The organism is Mariniflexile sp. TRM1-10 (assembly GCF_003425985.1).
Lineage (GTDB): Bacteria > Bacteroidota > Bacteroidia > Flavobacteriales > Flavobacteriaceae > Mariniflexile.
The window spans coordinates 2,918,530-2,936,088 of sequence record NZ_CP022985.1 but is presented as its reverse complement, the minus strand read 5'-3'; the positions used below and the strand labels follow the sequence as shown (position 1 = coordinate 2,936,088).

The window sequence follows — 17,559 nt, the reverse complement described above, 5'->3', positions numbered from 1 at the left end:
TTTTAAATTTAGTAAAAAAAAATAAGTTTTTTTAAGTTTTAATTAAAATTAACGTTTTAATATTTTTAAAAAAGCTTGACTATATTCAAATCCAACAAAACCAGTTTGTAATGCTATTTAAAAAATTTAAGGCTTTTAGTAAGTAATTTAATCATTTTAGTAAGTAAATATTTTAAAGAATAGCACTAAACTTGTAATTTAGCAGCGTTAAGTTTCTCTAATTTATAAATTGCTAACATAACAGTATTGTCTCTCAACTTTCAATGTCTCTCACACAATGAATATTTTTAAATTATTTTCCATTTTCCTTATTGTCCTTTTTTTTAATAATACGTATTCGCAAACAGGTCCTGGTGGTATTGGAAGTGCTACCAATAATGAGTTATGGCTTATAGCTGAAAAAAATGTATTTACGGATGCTGGAACGCTTTCTGGAGCTGATGGCGATTTAATATTGCAATGGAATGACAATTCCGGTAATGCTAATAATGCTACAACAACAAGCTCAAGGAGACCAATACTAAACACTAATAATTTAAATGGGTATGCAACTTTAAACTTCGATGGTATTGACGATCGTATGCTTTCTAGTTTAACAAATGGAACAAGCTCACAATTAACCATATTTGTTGTTGCCAAATTCAACTCTTACATAAATGATAATGATGGTGTTATTCAAGGCTCTCCTTCTGGACAAGCCTTTACTGCAACTACAAATATGAAATCGGTTGGAATGTGGGTAAACAAAGCAAGTGGTAAACTATGGGGAAGAGGTGTTGAATCCAGTGGAAACCAAAGAAGTCTCCCACAGAGCACAACACTAACTCCAGGACAATGCTATATTATAACCCAAGACTTTGATGGGAGTACTATTGGACAATATGTAAACTCTACATTATCTTCTAACATATCATATAATAATACATTGCAAAGTTGGACTGATTTTGGGATAGGTGAACAAGGAGATAAAAATATGAATGGTAATATTGCAGAGGTTATTGTTTTTAAAGAGCACTTAAATCAAGCAAAACGTACAATTATTGAAAATTATCTAGCCGCAAAATATGGACAATCATTAGCAAGTAATGATTTTTACACCAGAGACAACCCTGGTAATGGTGATTTTGACCATCATGTAGCGGGTATTGGGCAAGCATCCGATGGCTCAAACCATACAGAATCAAAGGGTACTGGCATTGTAAGAATAAGCGATCCGTCTTCATTAGCCAATGGAAGCTTTTTATTTTGGGGTGAAGAAACTAAAAACCCTACTTATACTTTTTCCACAAATACCAGCAATTACACAGAACAGTTAAACTCCAAATGGCGTGTAAGCAAAACTGGAGGCCATATAGAAACCGTAACCGTATCTTTTGATATTAGCGGCATCAACTTAACTGACAAACAAAGTTGTTCGCCTTTACAGTTGATTGTTGACAACAATAACAATTTCTCATCACCAACTATTTACCCTTTAACTATTTCAGGCTCAACAGCTACAGCGACCGGAGTTTCTTTTAACAACAATAATTATTTTACACTCCGCTATATAGATCAAATTGTTTGGGATGGCTCAAATTTTCACAATGGTGTTGGCTCTGGAAATGCTCCAAACAGTACTAATTTATGTTTAAAATTAACTGTAAAATCTGGAGGAGCCGCAACCTTAACTTTTGATGCCCATGTAAGGGAAGTTGAAGTTGAAACTGGAGCCATTTTAAATGTTGCCGACGGCGTGTTATTGGAAACAGAAGACCGAGTTGTTATAAATGGCACTTTAGATTTGCTGGGTGAAGCACAACTTATACAAAACCATACGGGAACTACTGCTAACTCTGGCAGTGGAAGTTTTAGAATTAAGCAACAAGGCACTACCAATCTATATAATTATAATTACTGGAGTGCTCCCGTAAATAGAGATGGTTTTTGGAGAATTGGTTATTTAGAAGATGCTACTGGAACCGTGAATTTTACGAGTGCATTAAACCCTAACCCTTCAACATCACCAATTACCTTAAGCAGTAGGTGGCTTTATGGTTTTAAAGGTCCCATTGGAGATTATAATGCTTGGGAAAAACTATCTCCAACAGCTAATTTATCGCCAGGGGTTGGTTTTACAATGAAAGGTTCTGGAGCCTCGACCACCGAACAAGAATTTGTTTTTAGGGGCATCCCTAATGATGGAGATTATACAATTTCTGTTACCGAAAATACCGAATTTTTAATAGGAAACCCATACCCTTCTACTTTAGATGCCAATCAATTTATTACAGATAATTTATCAGTTATTGATGGCTCGTTATATTTTTGGGAATCGTTCGCAACCAATAATAGTCATTATTTAGCTAATTACGAGGGAGGTTATGCCACTTACAATTTAATGATGCCCTTACCTGCAGTTGCCGATGCCTCCGGATTAACAAGTGGCAATGGTACTTCATCAAAGCCCGCACCCACACAATATATAAATATGGGACAAGGCTTTTTTACAACCATTTTAAATTCAGGTTCTTTGGTGTTTAATAATGCCCAACGCGGTTTTGCCCGTGAATCTGCAAACGAAACCATTTATTTTAAAACCAGCACTAAAAACAAACAAACTATAAATGAAGACAACAGACCTAAAATTTGGTTTTCGTTTACTGAACCAAAAGGCTATACAAAAATAATTGGGCTTGGCTACGATGAAAAAACTACTAACGGCTATGATAGAGGCTACGATGCCAAATCGTATGACAGCTTTAAAAATGACCTATATTGGGTATTAAATAATGAACGCTTGGTAATTCAAGCGTTACCAGAAATACATATTGAAGACCAATTGCCCCTAGGTATTAAAGTTTCGGATGCTGGTCTATATAAATTTTCGATTAGCAACATGGAAAATGTTCCCGATGATTTAAACATTTATTTAGTTGACAATATCCAAAACAACTATTACAACTTGAGAGATGGCGATGTGCAACTATTCTTAAATTCCGGAACAAAAAGCAATCAGTTTTCAATGGCGTTCAAAAATGAAAATTCATTAGGAACTATTTCCTTTGAACATAAAAACTTTTTCACATCATACAATAACAACAATAAAATATTGGCATTACACACAGAAGAATCTTTAGAAAATGTTCAAAGTCTAAAAATTTTCAACCTGGTTGGTCAAGAAGTTTTATCCATACATGCCCCTCAATCTTATTTAATTAATCTATCTCAACTTAACGATGGTGTTTATGTTCTTAAAGCTATTTCTAAAACTATAGAAAATGCCAAAAGCATTAAATTTGTTAAGTATTAGATAATATAAGTGTGTTTTTAATGAGGCTGTCTAAAAAGTCTAGTTCTATGTCATCCTATGTTTGCAAAAGGAAGTTCTTTTAATATTTTATAAATTTATTTCAACAGAAGAAAGAGAAAGATAAAAGCTAAATCTTGTCATTGGTCAATTAAGACTGTTCAATATGCTAGTTCCTTTCTCTCTCTGCTTTTGAACTTGGACAGTTCATTGGTCATAAAGACCGTATTTAGGATTGATAAGTCTCAAGCAGATTTCTTCCGTTTACTTTAATTTCCTTAAAAGCAAATGTATGAAAAAAAGCAAAAATTATGTTGGAATTGATATTTCAAAATTAACTTTTGATGTTGCTATTTGTAATTCTGAAAGCAAGTATAAGTATTTTAAATTTGCTAATAATCATGAAGGTTTTATTTTGTTTTCAGAACTTTTAAATGCATCAGAATCTATTTGCATAATGGAAGCTAGCGGTCCATACTATCTAAAGTTAGCTACTTTTTTATCAGAGAGTGGGATTGGTGTTTGTGTTGTAAATCCATTGATAGTCAGGAGGTTTTCTCAAATGCGAATGAGTCGGGCAAAAACAGATAGAAAAGATGCTATGCTAATTGCAGAATATGGAAAAACCGAACGACCAAATCTCTGGCAACCAGAAGCAGATTATGTTTTAGAGCTTAAGCAAATGCAGGCATATCTAGAACAATTGAATAAAAATAGAACAGGATATATAGTTCAAAGAGAAGCTTTTAATCAAAACCCTATAAAAAGTAAAACCCTTGAAAAAAGTATTAATTCTGTTTTAGAAACAATAGAACAAGAGATTAAACAAATTGAAAAAAGAATGGAGTTAATAATAAAAACCCATCATCAAGAAATGTTTAATCAACTAAAAAGCATTCCAGGAATGGGAGCTAAAACATCTTTGTTTTTGATTGTAATATCAGGAGGATTTAGCAAGTTTAAGAATCATAAACAACTTGCTTCTTATGTTGGAATATCACCAAGAATATTTGAATCTGGAACAAGTGTAAAGGGTAGATCGAAAATTTGTAAAATGGGAATGAGTAAAATAAGAGCTATGCTGTATGTTTGTGCATGGTCAGCAAAAAAATGTAACAAAACCTGTAAAGAATTATATGACAGGTTAGTAGAAAAAGGGAAATCAAAAAAGCTTGCATTAATTGCAGTTGTAAACAAACTATTAAAACAAGCTTTTGCTATTGCAACAAAAAAAGAATATTATTCAGTAAAAATTAACTAAAATAAATTTGGAAATAAACACAGTTCATATTGAGCACTTCGACAAGCTCAGCACAGGCTTTGTCGAAATATTTTAACTTACTGGTAATCAATATCGGTTTCGACAAGCTACCATTGACGTATTTGCTAAACCGCTGTTTTATAGCTAATTGACAAACCAAGTTCTCTTGCCATTTTCATAATGTTCTTTTGTTTATTAAACAAGATCTTCTCCTCATAATCTTTGATTCCCTTCTCTACATATGACAGTCCTTTAACAAATAGCTTCCAATAGAGCTCTGCCAGTTTTCTTGCCATTGCCTTTATTGCCGGTGATGCCCCTTTCTTTGCCCTTATCTTTCTGCCAAAAGCACCCAATGCAATTTTCTTGCTGTTGAGCAGGCTCGTGGCCGCTTGCTTAAATATCAGGCCGGCCTTTGGTTGTCCTTTAGCCTTATAGTTTTTTTTCATCTTGCCCGAATGGTGCTGTTTTGGCGCCAGTCCCAACCAGGAAGTAAAATGCTTTTCTGTTTTCCATTTATGTAAATCAGTCCCTATTTCCGATAGGAGCTGCATCCAATTATAATCTGTTATACCGGGTAGGACCGTAGCATCTTTGCCTTCAAATATTTGCAATAGATAACGGTCCATTCCTTCTATATTTGGTTTGTGGTGCCTCACGTTTTTTCGTGGAGTTGCCTTATTTGATACTTTAGGCCGGTTTGCCCCCATCTTTTTAAGGACTTCTTCCATTTTCAGATCACAACCGGCAATTTGTTGTTGATAAAAATCATAGCACACCACTGCTTGGCCCAAAGCAAATAGCCCTGCTTCATTGTAGTGCCCTTTCAAGGATTTAAGGATCAGTTCCTTTTTTGTTTTCAACACACTCCCATGGCATAGCTTTACCAAAACCCCGGGATCCCTTTCGCCCTTTAAGATCGCCCTGATTATTTTCAATCCACTTACCCCGTGAACTTGGTCCAGAACTTCTTTTAGCCGAACGTTCATCAGGGTCAGTGCTTTTTGCATATGGTTAATATGCATAGCAGCACTACGGATGTGATCTTCGCGCAGGCGTTGATAGCTCCTTAGTTCATGTACCAGTTCATCTGCAACAAAACAACGGTTCAACAAACCATAGCTGTGCAATTGCTGTATCCATTGACAGTCCTTTACATCGGTCTTTCTGCCTGGAACTTGTTTTGTGCTCCTGCCATCCACCAACCATACATCGATGCCTCTTGCCTTCAATATATCATAGAGGATGACCCAATACACTCCCGTGGCTTCCATGGCCACTGAGGTTACATTGTTTTCCTCTAAGTAAGATACCGCCTGTTCCAGATCTGATGTGAAGGTATCAAAACTGCGAACCTCCTTATCTTCAAGACCTATGAAGATTTTTTTGGCTCCGATATCGATCCCTCCTGCGTTTTTCCTGATTTTTTTCATCCTACATTATTTTTTAAAATCACACCCAGAAAATTTTTATGCTTGCTAGACTACCATTCGGGCATTATTATAAATAAGCACCATAATCGCTACCCCTATTTTCTGAAAACCATACTCAACCACAGGTATATAAACACTACGCTGTGCCTCGGAAATATTGTGACTTTTTGTTAAACTTGCACAAAATACGTCATCGCATTCGCTAGTTAAAAACTTTAACAAAAGTCTCAACCTGACAAATTAAATGTAAAGGACTTTTTAGACAGCCTTGTTAAATTGTTTAAGAACAAGACCTTTTAAAATCTATTATCGCCATCTAAAATATTACCCAAACCACCTAAAATACTCCCTTCGCCTTTATCTTTGCCACCACCTTGAGGTGCCGATGCCAATACGCGACCAGCTAATCTGCTAAATGGCAAGGATTGGATATAAACAATTCCGGGACCTTGCAATTTGGCAAAAAACAACCCTTCACCACCAAAAATGGTGTTTTTAATACCACCCACAAATTCAATATCATAATCGATATCTTGGGTAAACCCGACAATACAACCCGTATCCACACGCAAGATTTCCCCACGTTGCAATACCTTTTTTGCCATAGTACCGCCTGCATGTACAAACGCCATACCATCACCTTCTAGCTTTTGCATGATGAAACCCTCGCCACCAAAAAGTCCGCGACCTAATCTTTTACTGAATTCTATTCCAACGCTCACACCTTTAGCTGCGCATAAAAACGCATCTTTTTGGCAAATAAACTTGCCTCTAAACTCTGTTAAATCAATAGGAATGATTTTTCCGGGATATGGCGATGCAAAACTTACATTTCGTTTTCCCGTTAAATTATTATAGAAAGCCGTCATAAACAAACTTTCACCTGTTAGTATGCGTTTTCCCGCGCCTAAAATTTTTCCTAAAAATCCAGAATCGTTTTGAGACCCATCACCAAAAATAGTCTCCATTTTAATGCCATCGTCCATCATCATAAAACTACCTGCTTCGGCAATCACCCCTTCTTGCGGGTCGAGTTCTATTTCTACATATTGCATTTCTTCGCCGTAGATTCTATAGTCAATTTCGTGTGCTGTCATGTTATTTTTGATTTGTTAATTTGTTGATTTATTGATTCGTTAATTTGTATGTCTTAAAAACACTCATAATGTTACATATAGCTGGGTGTTGGGTGCTGGACACTAGGTTCTGGGTGATGGGTGTTGGGTGCTGGGTTTGGTAAAACGTGAAAAGGTGAAAGGTGAAAGGTGCGTCTTGTCGTTTAAAAACTTCTTTCTAACCGTCTAACTTTCTAACCGTCTAACAATCTAACCAGTCTAACAATCTAACCAGTCTAACCAGTCTAACCATCTAACTACCTAACCTTCACACTCCATTCAAAAACAAAGGCAGAAACCTCAACACCTTCTTCATTGATCCCAACAGATTTCATACGAACGGTTTGTCCCTCGCCTGTTTCAATTGTTTTTTGTAATGCTTCATCTATTAAACTTCCATCGTTACAAGTAAAGGTAATTTTACCCGTTGCTTTTTTTGAAAATGTTGCCGAATTTGATGTTACTAACATGGAAACCTGTTTTCCAGATTCTTTAATTTTCGCCATCATTAAAGCCCCAGTTGAAAACTCTGCCGCCATACCTTGTACCGCCCAAAACATGGACTTAAAAGGATTTTGGTTTATCCATCGATGGGTGACTCTAACAATGCATTTTTCAGCATCTATATACTGTGTGCGAACACCACAAAAAAAGGCTGAAGGCAGCTTAAACAAAGTGAAAACATTTAGTTTTCTGGGAGTTATATTCATATGTAATGATTTAGAGACCGTCTGAATTTTTCACTAAGTTATGAAAATAATCCATTCCTATAAATGTTAAATTTATGTTAATTATCAGTACTATGCGTAACATAATACCTGTTTAAAGACATATATTTGCATAAGAAACTATTATATGCTTTTAAATCATGTTAGATAACCACCAAAAAAACATCGCCACATTCATTCATTTATCAACCTTTAGTAGGTTTATTATTCCGTTTGGAAATTTTATCGGACCTATAATATTATGGGTTGCCAATAAAGAGAAGTCTGAATTTATAGATGCCCATGGAAAACAAGCCATTAATTTTCAAGTAAGTATTTTGCTTTATGCCATTATCCTTGGTGCTATAACGGTTCCATTTTTCATATTTAAAATGTTTAGTGGTTTAGACTTTATAGACTTTCATGGTTTTCACGATTTTCATATCAACATCGGCAAGCCTTCCCCTCTTTTATATATTGGTGGTGGCTTAGGTGTTTTGGCTATTATAGGTTTTATTATTGAACTTGTTTTAATAGTTATAGCAAGTTTAAAAGCACGAGATGGCGCATATTATAAATACCCACTAACAATCAATTTCTTAAAATAAATTTCATCAATAAATCATCATCAAATCAATCAAAAAATGAACAGTTTCACATTATCAAAATGTTTTAGAACATGACGCAAGCATGGGTAAAATCATCAATCAATTTAAATGTCTCGAATGCGCACTGCAGAAGACTTTAAAAAAACAATATTAAAGGACTTATGAAAATAGAAAACACAAAAGCACAAATGCGCAAAGGGGTTTTGGAATTCTGCATACTATCGGTCTTAAAAGACGACGATGCTTATGTAGCAGAAATTTTAGATACCTTAAAAGACGCTAAACTGCTCGTAGTGGAAGGTACCATTTACCCACTACTTACACGATTGAAAAATGCCGGACTTCTTAATTACCGTTGGGAAGAGTCTACTTCTGGACCACCAAGAAAATATTACGGACTGACCGAAACTGGCAAATTATTTTTAAAGGAATTAAACACCACGTGGAGCGAATTACAAAACGCTGTGAACCTAGTAACCATTCAAAAAAAACAACATTAAAATGAATAAAACAGTCAACATAAATTTAGCAGGTACATTCTTCCACATTGATGAAGATGCGTACTTAAAACTGCAACGCTATCTTGAGGCTATAAAACGTTCATTTACAGACTCTCAAGGTCGTACTGAAATTATTGCAGATATCGAAGCACGTATCGCCGAACTTTTTAGTGAACGCGTTCAAAACGATAAACAAGTCATTCGCATTAAGGAAGTTGATGAAGTTATATCCATCATGGGGCAACCAGAAGATTATTTGGTTGATGATGAAATTTTCGAGGACGAACCACAACCATCGTATCAAAGAAAATCATCAAGTTCAAAAAAACTATTTAGAGATACCGACAACTCATATATTGGCGGTGTTGCTTCAGGACTGGGGCATTACTTAGGTATTGACGCCGTATGGGTACGTTTACTTTGGATTTTGCTCACCATTGGTTCGGGTGGTACTTTCATACTTATTTATATTCTGTTCTGGATTTTAGTTCCCGAAGCTAAAACAACTGCCGAAAAAATAATGATGACAGGCGAACCTGTAAACATTAGCAACATAGAAAAAAAAATTAAAGATGGTTTTGATACTGTTTCAGAAACGGTATCGGACGTCGCTAAAAATGTCACAGACTCTGTTTCTGGTGCTGCTAAGAATGTATCGGACGCAGCAAAAAAAGTCGATCTTCAAAAGCAAGGAAGCAGAATTAAATCGAACTCAAAATCATTTTTTGACACGTTAGCAGATGTCATCATGTTTTTCCTTAAAATATTTGCAAAGTTTATAGGAATCATCTTAATATTAGTGGGTGCCTTTGCCCTAATATCATTAATAATTAGTTGGCTTTCATTAGGCGTTGCCGATATTGTACACATACCAGGAATGGATTTTGTAAATATTGCCATTGCAGGAAACTCACCGGTTTGGTTGGCTTCTTTATTAGCCTTTTTCGCTATCGGAATTCCTTTCTTTTTCCTTTTCTATTTAGGTTTGAAAATTCTTGTGAACAACTTAAAATCTATTGGAAACATTGCAAAATTCACCCTTTTAGGCTTGTGGTTATTCTCAATCATCGGATTAATAGTCATTGGGTTAAGAGAAGCAAGCGAACATGCATTTAACGAGCATGTTATAGAAAAACAAGCGCTTTTTATTACTGCCAATGATACCTTAGAAATTAAAATGGCTGAAAATGATTTATTAAGAAACCGCCACCACAGGCACGATTCGTTTAAAGTAGCAAATAATGAAAACGGTGAAAAAACTATTTACAATTCAGATATTAGCATCACTGTTAAATCTACAACCGATTCTTTAGCCACGATTAGTATAGAAAAAAGTGCCGATGGCAGAAATTATGACAAAGCCATAGAACGTGCTAAAAACATACATTATAATTACGTTTTAAAAGGAAATATGCTCGAATTGGATTCTTATTTATCAACGGATGCAAAAAACAGATTCAGTGACCAAGAGATCGTTGTGATTCTTTATTTACCAGAAGGTTCCGTGGTGAAATTCAGTAACAATACCAGACGCTATTTAAGCTATGACATAGATTCAAATTATGTAAATCAATACTTAAATATTACTGAAGACGGTCTAGTATGTAATGATTGTGATGATGAATTTGAAATAGACGTGGATACGCCCAACGTGAAAATTGATGAAAGTGGTATTGAAATTAAGGGCGACAAAAGCAGTTTAAAAATTGACAACAAAGGCATTAATGCCGAATCGGAAGACGTTAAGGTAAATATTAATTCGGAAGGCGTTAGTGTTAAATCAGAAAACTAAACAATTCATCATTAAAAAACAACAGTTCAGATATTTAAGTTACTAATCAATAACAAAAAACTAGATATTTGAATAATAAAACCATCAATCATACTGAAATAAATTCAGCATACATACTGAAACATGTTCAGCATACATACTGAAATAAAACCATCAATCAAAAAACGAACAATTATGACAACTTTAGCAAAAATTATAGTAGCTACCCTCATTAGTTTAAGTTTATTTTCTTGCAATTTTGATATAAACATAAACTCAGGCATTGAAGGAAACGGTAATGTAACCATTAAAAAAAGAAACATTAACCAACCTTTTAGTGCCATAAAAGCTACCGAAGGTTTAAATGTATATGTAACACAAAGCGACAACGAAGACATCAGCGTTGAAGCCGATGAAAATCTACAGGACATTATTATAACCGAAGTTGTCGATAATGTTTTGAAAATTCACACCAAAAAAAATATAGGCAAATGCACCTCAAAAAAAGTATTGGTAAGCTTTAAAACTATTTCCAACATTAAAGCTACAAGTGGCAGCAATGTAAAATCCACAAACACCCTTGCTATAAAACATTTAGATTTAGAAACTAGCAGTGGCAGTAATGTCGATTTAAGTATTAACGCCGCCAATCTAAACTGTAAATCTTCCAGTGGTAGCAGTTTAAAACTATCTGGAAAAACCATTAAGCTTACTGCCGAAGCCTCAAGCGGCAGCACTATAAAAGCTAAAGATATGGAAGCCCAATCCAGTTATGCAAAAGCCTCAAGTGGAGCCAATATTACGGTAAACACTTCAAAAGAATTAACAGCGAAAGCAAGCAGTGGAGGCCATATTACCTATTTGGGAAATCCTGAAAAAGTAACTAAAACCGATAGTGTTTCTGGTAGTATAACGAAACAATAAAATCTTAAAACCATCTTAAGCTAAAAAATAAAGTTTAAGGTGGTTTTGCTTATATTTGTTACGCAACAACTTTCTTCAAATCAATGATTAAACCATATATTACCACCCTTGTTTTGCTGTTTTGTTTCGCTACCGCGGCACAAAATCCTGAAAAAGTAAGAGGAAATAAAATTGTTACCATTATACAAACCGAAATCAATCCGTTTCACACTATTATAGTTGATGAAGATTTTGACATTGAAATCATTTATAACAAGGTGCCTTCCGTAACTATTGAAACCGATGAAAACCTACATGAATTTATAAAGTTTGATGTTGTTAACGGTGTTTTATCCTTTAATAAAACGACAAGAATAGTCACAAAAAAACGCTTGAATATTACTGTGAATCACGATGATAGTTTAAACACTATTAAAGTCACCGATTCTGGTGAAATTCTATCATTAACAACCATGAATTTGGCTAACGCTATACTTATAACGGAAGGGGCATCAAGAGCAGGATTAACTATAAAAACGACCGATTTTGAGTTTCAATGCCAAGGTAAGTCCAAAGTAAGACTTAATTTAACCTGCGAAAACGCTAAACTGTCATTATCTGATAACAGTAAATTAGAGGCATTAATTTATTCACCAATTACAAACATAGATTTATACCAACGTGCTCACGCAACAATTGAAGGAGAAACCAATGAATTTAGGCTAAGAACCGATAATTACTCACAATTTAATGGTAAAAATTTTACTGCCCATATCTGTAGCACGTTAAATGAAATATCCAGCGATGCCTATTTGGAAGTAACCGATACAGTAACCATAGATGCTTCGGGTAGTAGTAGCGTGTACCTATATGGCAACCCAAAAATTATAGTAAATAAACTTAGTGATACTTCTAAGCTTCAAAAAAAGGAAAAATAAAAAGTCAAGATGAGTTCATTACGGACAATCCAAAAAACAAAAAAGAATGATATTATATTTAACATCATTCCTTTAAAAAATTTGAATCCGAACTAGCCCAACCTAAACTATTTTTCTCGAACTGCTAATTGAAAAAAAATTTCAATTGTATCATCTACAGAAATAAGCCCGAACATTTTTTTTGGTGCTTCTAAGCCATAATCGTCCAAGCTTATTGCCAAGTCTCCCGTGATAAGCATGTCATTATTTTTTTTGACTTTTACAGGAATTTTATAGGCTTTAACAATCCCTGCAATTTCTATATTTATGGATGCTTGAACATCCAATGTGTTTTCTAATGGCGTAATCTCCTTTAGAAACAATGTTATTTGAGGATACTTATCTGTTTTTAAAATTTTTTGAAAATCACTATTTATTCCCTTACCCCCACAATCAAAACAATTATTATCTAAAACTAAAGCAGTTTTTTTGAAAACCATTTTAGCACCTTCAACACAATAGTTTACGTGAATGGGATTTTTAAATTTATTAATATTAAATACACAAGAAAAGGTATTAACATTGGTTGTTCCTCTAACTACCAAAGAACTCTCAGTAGTTATAATAACCGATGTACTTTTAATTGTTGAATCTCTAGTTGTAAAAGCCAATGCGGTCACTATAGAGATTAAAAATATAATCCTCTTGATAATCATAACATTAAAACTTAATTTCTGGAACCTTATTATAAACTTGTTTAAACTTTTAACAATTGGCTAAAAATTGCCCTTTTGCGCTCGCTTTTTGTAATAATTAGTTGCTTAGCGATTATTAAAATAGAAATGTAAATATATATTTGAATATCAACGCATTACAATTTTATCTATTTTTCTATATTCTTTATTCTTTATTCTTTCAGCAAAGCGGTCTTGAGTCTTTAATCAAAACCAATGATATAAAAACAAGTCTCAAAGTAAATGCCAATTTAAAAATATTTTTGTAAATAATTTTGACTTTGTACTCTTGAGACTTGTTGCACTTAATTATGAAACACTTAGAAACTTATAGCTGCTTCTAACATAAGACCATTAAACTTGCCATCCTCTAAAAGGTCCCCTGTTGGATAATCTTTATATTTTTGAACAACATACTCAGCTTTCATTAAGACATTTTTGGTCATAAACCAGCCAGCACCTAATTGGAATCTATCAATATTTATATCATCACCACTTGCCAATTCAGCACTTACTGTATTGTATCGACCACCTAAGTAGAAGTTTTCACTGTTACCAAATCTATAGATAAGTTCACCAGCGTATTGTGTTGCTTTTCTTCTATCAGCTTCAGTTAAAGATCTTCCAGAAGTTAACTCAACAGTTCCAAACATTTCCAAACCACCATACTTTATGAATGGGTTGATCATTATAGCAGTGATTTTGTTTTTAAACCCTGGATCGAAACGTCCTGATCTAAAGTTATCGCTAGTAGCTGTTGCAGGTAGCATAACACTATAATATCTAGAACCAGCTCTATCTGCAGTATATAAATATACAGATGGTGCGTACCCTGTGTTATATAAAGACCCAGTTAATCTAAATCTGAAATCATCGGCAATTTGTTTATCGTAACCTACTTTTGCTAAGAAAGCTGCGCCTCCAGTCGTACCATTAGACTCTTTAACGCTTTGATTTAATTTACCATTAGAGAAACCTACCATTCCTAAAAAGCCACTATCACATTGGTAAAGTAATTCAGCTCCAACTTCAGTTGTAAATGAATCCATAATCAGGTTTCCTACAAACGGATTGAAAAGCGTTTGGGCGTTATCACTTCTTCTAAAGTGGGCGTCACCATAATTATTTTCCATATGACCAATTTTAATGGTAGCATGGCTCATGAAATCTTCTAAAAACCCTTCACTAATAAAATCTAATTTATCAATTTGAAAATAGCCCCCTTTAACATAAGGTTCTGGGTGATGTCTTGAAGATAAATACGTTCTTAAATGCATTCTTACACCATCATAAAGTGCCACGTCTAAATCTAAATTGGCAGTAGCTAAGTTAAAGTTACTTCCTATTTTCCCTAATGGAACGGCTCCAGAGTTTTCATTATCCAAAGCTTGGAATTGGAGTGTAGAAGCACCTCCTACTCTAACTTTCACGCCATCAAAGGTTGACACGGTATCTTTTTGTACTTCAAAAACACCTATCCCATCTTGATCTTGTGGTTTAAAATTATCCAAGTGTCTATTTTGAGCATAAAAACTGAATCCTATTAATATGATTCCTAATAATATTGATTTTTTTAATATTGTTTTCATAATTTTTAATTTTTGTTGTTTGGTTTATTAAATTGTTTGGTTTATTTAAATATGGTTGAAAATTTGATTGTTATATCATCGCCTGTTGTTATGGTACCTAATAATGCCTTTGGTGGATCAATCTTAAAGTCGGTCATCTTAATTTTTTTTTCACCAGTAAGCGTTATTTTATTTCCCACAATGTTTAAAGTAAACTCTAAAGGAATGCGTTTCTTAACACCCGAAATGGTTAAGTCGCCATCTGCTTTTACTGTAAACTTGCCGTTTCCTTTGTTTAAAGTTTCTTTAACCTCGATCAATTGAAAAGAAATTGTTTTATAAGAACTTGAGTTTAAAGCTTTATAAGTATTTTTATCCATAGAAGATTTGCCACTTTTTAAGCTTTCTACAGCTATATCAACTGTGCATTTATCAACATCGCCTGTTTCAAGGTTTTTAAAAATTATTTTTCCGCTTTGTTGTTCGGCAGTAATGTGCCAATCATGTAAACTTGAAGTTCCTAAAACGGTTAATGAAGATTCTTTGTTTATTAAATTGAATTGTTGCGCTTGAATTAAATGACATGTTAAAATAAAAAGAGCCATCAAGCTTAAAACTCTTTTGTATGTTTTTTTATTTGAATTCATAAGTTCTATTGTTTTTTAATTATGGTACAAAGTTCATCCGAAACCAAGTATTAAAATATGATTTTTGTCATATCGAAGTTTAAGAGACTGTCTAACTGTTATAACATCTCCAATTTTTAACAAAAAAAAGAGGACTTCATTTTTTTTGAAGTCCTCTTTTTTTAAACTGGTATCTCGTTCTGAAAAAATCACATAAACAACTGACTGTTATACTATTTAATATACTTTTAAAATAAAAGATTCTAAGCTTTCCAATTTTATTTTGATGCTTCCAACACCATTTTTAACTACAATAGCGGACGAAAACGCTTTATATAATTCGTCCTTAACTTTATAATTTCCATCTACTAAATCCCATGCTTTAATAATATCCTGAGGTATTTTTAATTGGAATTCCTGACTGTTATCGGCATCAAAATTTGAAACAATGATTAATTTTTCATCAGGACTCCAACGTATAAAAGACAATACCTTATCACTATAATCTTCAGTATTTTTTCTATTGAATAGATGAATATCTCGATAGTTTCCCGTTAATGCCGAACTATTAATCGTGAAATTTAACAGGCGTTTGTAAAAATCCCGCAATGATTTTTCGGCTTCGGTTGATTGTCCGCCGTCAAACTGTTTGTTATTAACCCAACGCTGTAAATGGGGCACTCCAATATAATCAAAAATAGACGTTCTGGAAGGCTGCCCAAAACCGGCATTTTCGGCACCTGGCTCGCCCAATTCCTGTCCAAAATAGACCATAGTTGGCGAAGTGCTTATTGTAGCAGAAACCACCATGGCCGGTTTTCCTTTTTCTGCACTTCCCGCAAATTCGGGACTTGCAATACGCTGCTCGTCATGGTTCTCTAAAAAGTGCAACATGTGATGCTCAATATCTTTTAATTCATTTTGAATAGCCGGAATATGATCGGTTTTTCCATAACCTTGCATAATATGTTTTATGGTGTCATACAACTGTACTTTATCATACAAATAATCCATTTTTCCTTTTTTAATGTAATCTCTGTATAAACTTGGGTTGTACACTTCTGCCATTAAAAAAGCGTTTGGGTTTTTCATTTTGATACTGGAATTCATATAGCTCCAAAACTCAACAGGCACCATTTCTGCCATGTCGTAACGGAAACCATCGACACCAAAATCTATCCAATACAGTGCAATATCCCTGAATTTTTTCCAAGAATTTGGAACCGTTTTATCTTTCCAAAATTCAACATGCTTTTTATAATCCTTATTTTCAAAACCTGCTGGTAATTCGTCAAAGTCTTTTTTGCCTTCTGGCGAAACACCGTAATTAATTTTAACGGTTTCGTACCAATCGTTTGGATTGGGTTGAGCTAATCGCGAACCATTACCTGTCCATTTTGCAGGATTTTCATAAAATGCATGATCTTCTAACGGATGTTTTTCATCCCCTAAAGGTGTATAACCTTGTTCCCATACTGGCACTTTAAAAGCGTCATTCGGATTGTAATAAAAGTTGTTATTTACATGATAAACCTTCGATTTATCGTCTGAAGCACCAAAATCATCCACCCCTTTTGGGTTGGTTAAACCTTGGTAATTTCGGGCTACATGATTTGGCACCATATCAATAATCACTTTTAATCCTGCTGTGTGGGTTCTACCAATTAAATCTCGAAACTCTTGCAATCTGTTTTCAACATTTACAGCTAAATCTGGATTTACATTGTAATAATCTTTTACGGCGTAAGGCGACCCTGCACGTCCTTTTACCACATCGGGGTCGTCGTTAGAAATGCCATATTTACTATAATCTGTAATGACATCGTGGTGTGGTACACCTGTGTACCAAATATACGTTACACCTAAATCCTTAATTTCCTTTAATGCCTTGTCTGTAAAGTCGTTAAACTTACCCACACCATTTTCTTCTATGGTGCCCCAAGGTTTATTGTTTGTATTTGTATTACCAAATAAACGTGTAAATACCTGATAAACCACTTGCTTCTTTTGGTTATCTGAAACTGATGGTTCTTGGGATATATCAGCTTTCTTTTCACCATTACAGCCAAGTAATCCTAAAAATACAATAAAAACAAGACGTGAGATGTAAGTTAAAGATTGATTCAT

The 17,559-nt window shown here is 34.3% G+C and carries 14 protein-coding genes; 7 read left to right on the top strand and 7 right to left on the bottom strand.

Features of this window, described 5'->3' with window-relative positions; translation table 11 throughout:
* The first annotated feature begins 277 nt into the window (after positions 1-277).
* Together CJ739_RS12225 and CJ739_RS12220 are read left to right on the top strand one after the other, a co-directional pair.
* On the top strand, positions 278-3,292 hold the full coding sequence (locus CJ739_RS12225; RefSeq protein ID WP_117175709.1) for a T9SS type A sorting domain-containing protein: 3,015 nt from the start codon (positions 278-280) through the stop codon (positions 3,290-3,292).
* Positions 3,293-3,581: 289 nt separating this feature from the next.
* The gene (locus CJ739_RS12220) at positions 3,582-4,550 is read left to right on the top strand and encodes an IS110 family RNA-guided transposase (RefSeq protein WP_117175707.1); all 969 of its coding nucleotides are present in this window, start codon (positions 3,582-3,584) and stop codon (positions 4,548-4,550) included.
* A gap of 125 nt (positions 4,551-4,675) precedes the next feature.
* Here CJ739_RS12220 and CJ739_RS12215 read toward each other — a convergent pair whose 3' ends face one another.
* The 3 genes from CJ739_RS12215 to CJ739_RS12205 form a co-directional block, all read right to left on the bottom strand.
* Positions 4,676-5,983 carry an IS110 family RNA-guided transposase gene (locus CJ739_RS12215; RefSeq protein WP_117172209.1) on the bottom strand — a complete coding sequence of 436 codons (1,308 nt, stop codon included), beginning with the start codon at positions 5,981-5,983 and terminating at the stop codon, positions 4,676-4,678.
* A 296-nt stretch (positions 5,984-6,279) separates the two neighbouring features.
* Positions 6,280-7,080, bottom strand: coding sequence for a TIGR00266 family protein (locus CJ739_RS12210; RefSeq protein WP_117175704.1), 801 nt, complete (start codon positions 7,078-7,080; stop codon positions 6,280-6,282).
* Positions 7,081-7,355: 275 nt separating this feature from the next.
* Entirely contained in the window at positions 7,356-7,808 is a 453-nt protein-coding gene (locus tag CJ739_RS12205; protein WP_117175701.1) for a DUF4442 domain-containing protein, read from the bottom strand.
* Positions 7,809-7,966: 158 nt separating this feature from the next.
* Between CJ739_RS12205 and CJ739_RS12200 the strand changes: the two genes are divergently transcribed.
* The 5 genes from CJ739_RS12200 to CJ739_RS12180 all read left to right on the top strand — a co-directional run bounded on the left by CJ739_RS12200 (position 7,967) and on the right by CJ739_RS12180 (position 12,525).
* A complete protein-coding gene (locus tag CJ739_RS12200; RefSeq protein ID WP_117175698.1) occupies positions 7,967-8,413 on the top strand; it encodes a DUF4870 domain-containing protein in 447 nt (148 codons plus the stop codon).
* Between the two features lie 161 nt (positions 8,414-8,574).
* Positions 8,575-8,913 (top strand): PadR family transcriptional regulator, encoded by a 339-nt coding sequence (locus CJ739_RS12195; RefSeq protein ID WP_117175695.1) that lies wholly within the window; start codon positions 8,575-8,577, stop codon positions 8,911-8,913.
* Between the two features lies 1 nt (position 8,914).
* Positions 8,915-10,705 (top strand): PspC domain-containing protein, encoded by a 1,791-nt coding sequence (locus CJ739_RS12190; protein ID WP_117175692.1) that lies wholly within the window; start codon positions 8,915-8,917, stop codon positions 10,703-10,705.
* A gap of 174 nt (positions 10,706-10,879) precedes the next feature.
* Positions 10,880-11,608, top strand: coding sequence for a head GIN domain-containing protein (locus CJ739_RS12185; protein ID WP_117178950.1), 729 nt, complete (start codon positions 10,880-10,882; stop codon positions 11,606-11,608).
* An 83-nt stretch (positions 11,609-11,691) separates the two neighbouring features.
* Positions 11,692-12,525, top strand: a complete 834-nt coding sequence (locus CJ739_RS12180; RefSeq protein ID WP_117175689.1) for a GIN domain-containing protein — start codon at positions 11,692-11,694, stop codon at positions 12,523-12,525.
* Between the two features lie 107 nt (positions 12,526-12,632).
* Here the strand turns inward: CJ739_RS12180 and CJ739_RS12175 are convergent, their stop codons facing one another.
* From CJ739_RS12175 to CJ739_RS12160, 4 genes are all read right to left on the bottom strand, one after another.
* Positions 12,633-13,220: a YceI family protein gene (locus CJ739_RS12175; protein WP_117175686.1), complete on the bottom strand. Its 588-nt coding sequence runs from the start codon at positions 13,218-13,220 to the stop codon at positions 12,633-12,635.
* Positions 13,221-13,558: 338 nt separating this feature from the next.
* The gene (locus CJ739_RS12170; protein ID WP_117175683.1) at positions 13,559-14,827 is read right to left on the bottom strand and encodes a hypothetical protein; all 1,269 of its coding nucleotides are present in this window, start codon (positions 14,825-14,827) and stop codon (positions 13,559-13,561) included.
* 41 nt (positions 14,828-14,868) lie between these two features.
* Positions 14,869-15,453 (bottom strand): YceI family protein, encoded by a 585-nt coding sequence (locus CJ739_RS12165; RefSeq protein ID WP_117175680.1) that lies wholly within the window; start codon positions 15,451-15,453, stop codon positions 14,869-14,871.
* A gap of 216 nt (positions 15,454-15,669) precedes the next feature.
* Positions 15,670-17,559: an alpha-amylase family glycosyl hydrolase gene (locus CJ739_RS12160; RefSeq protein WP_117175677.1), complete on the bottom strand. Its 1,890-nt coding sequence runs from the start codon at positions 17,557-17,559 to the stop codon at positions 15,670-15,672.

Coding starts and splice junctions, on each gene's coding strand:
- CJ739_RS12225 (WP_117175709.1), top strand. CDS start 278: ATGAATATTTTTAAATTATTTTCCATTTTCCTTATTGTCCTTTTTTTT.
- CJ739_RS12220 (WP_117175707.1), top strand. CDS start 3,582: ATGAAAAAAAGCAAAAATTATGTTGGAATTGATATTTCAAAATTAACT.
- CJ739_RS12215 (WP_117172209.1), bottom strand. CDS start 5,983: ATGAAAAAAATCAGGAAAAACGCAGGAGGGATCGATATCGGAGCCAAA.
- CJ739_RS12210 (WP_117175704.1), bottom strand. CDS start 7,080: ATGACAGCACACGAAATTGACTATAGAATCTACGGCGAAGAAATGCAA.
- CJ739_RS12205 (WP_117175701.1), bottom strand. CDS start 7,808: ATGAATATAACTCCCAGAAAACTAAATGTTTTCACTTTGTTTAAGCTG.
- CJ739_RS12200 (WP_117175698.1), top strand. CDS start 7,967: ATGTTAGATAACCACCAAAAAAACATCGCCACATTCATTCATTTATCA.
- CJ739_RS12195 (WP_117175695.1), top strand. CDS start 8,575: ATGAAAATAGAAAACACAAAAGCACAAATGCGCAAAGGGGTTTTGGAA.
- CJ739_RS12190 (WP_117175692.1), top strand. CDS start 8,915: ATGAATAAAACAGTCAACATAAATTTAGCAGGTACATTCTTCCACATT.
- CJ739_RS12185 (WP_117178950.1), top strand. CDS start 10,880: ATGACAACTTTAGCAAAAATTATAGTAGCTACCCTCATTAGTTTAAGT.
- CJ739_RS12180 (WP_117175689.1), top strand. CDS start 11,692: ATGATTAAACCATATATTACCACCCTTGTTTTGCTGTTTTGTTTCGCT.
- CJ739_RS12175 (WP_117175686.1), bottom strand. CDS start 13,220: ATGATTATCAAGAGGATTATATTTTTAATCTCTATAGTGACCGCATTG.
- CJ739_RS12170 (WP_117175683.1), bottom strand. CDS start 14,827: ATGAAAACAATATTAAAAAAATCAATATTATTAGGAATCATATTAATA.
- CJ739_RS12165 (WP_117175680.1), bottom strand. CDS start 15,453: ATGAATTCAAATAAAAAAACATACAAAAGAGTTTTAAGCTTGATGGCT.
- CJ739_RS12160 (WP_117175677.1), bottom strand. CDS start 17,559: ATGAATCAATCTTTAACTTACATCTCACGTCTTGTTTTTATTGTATTT.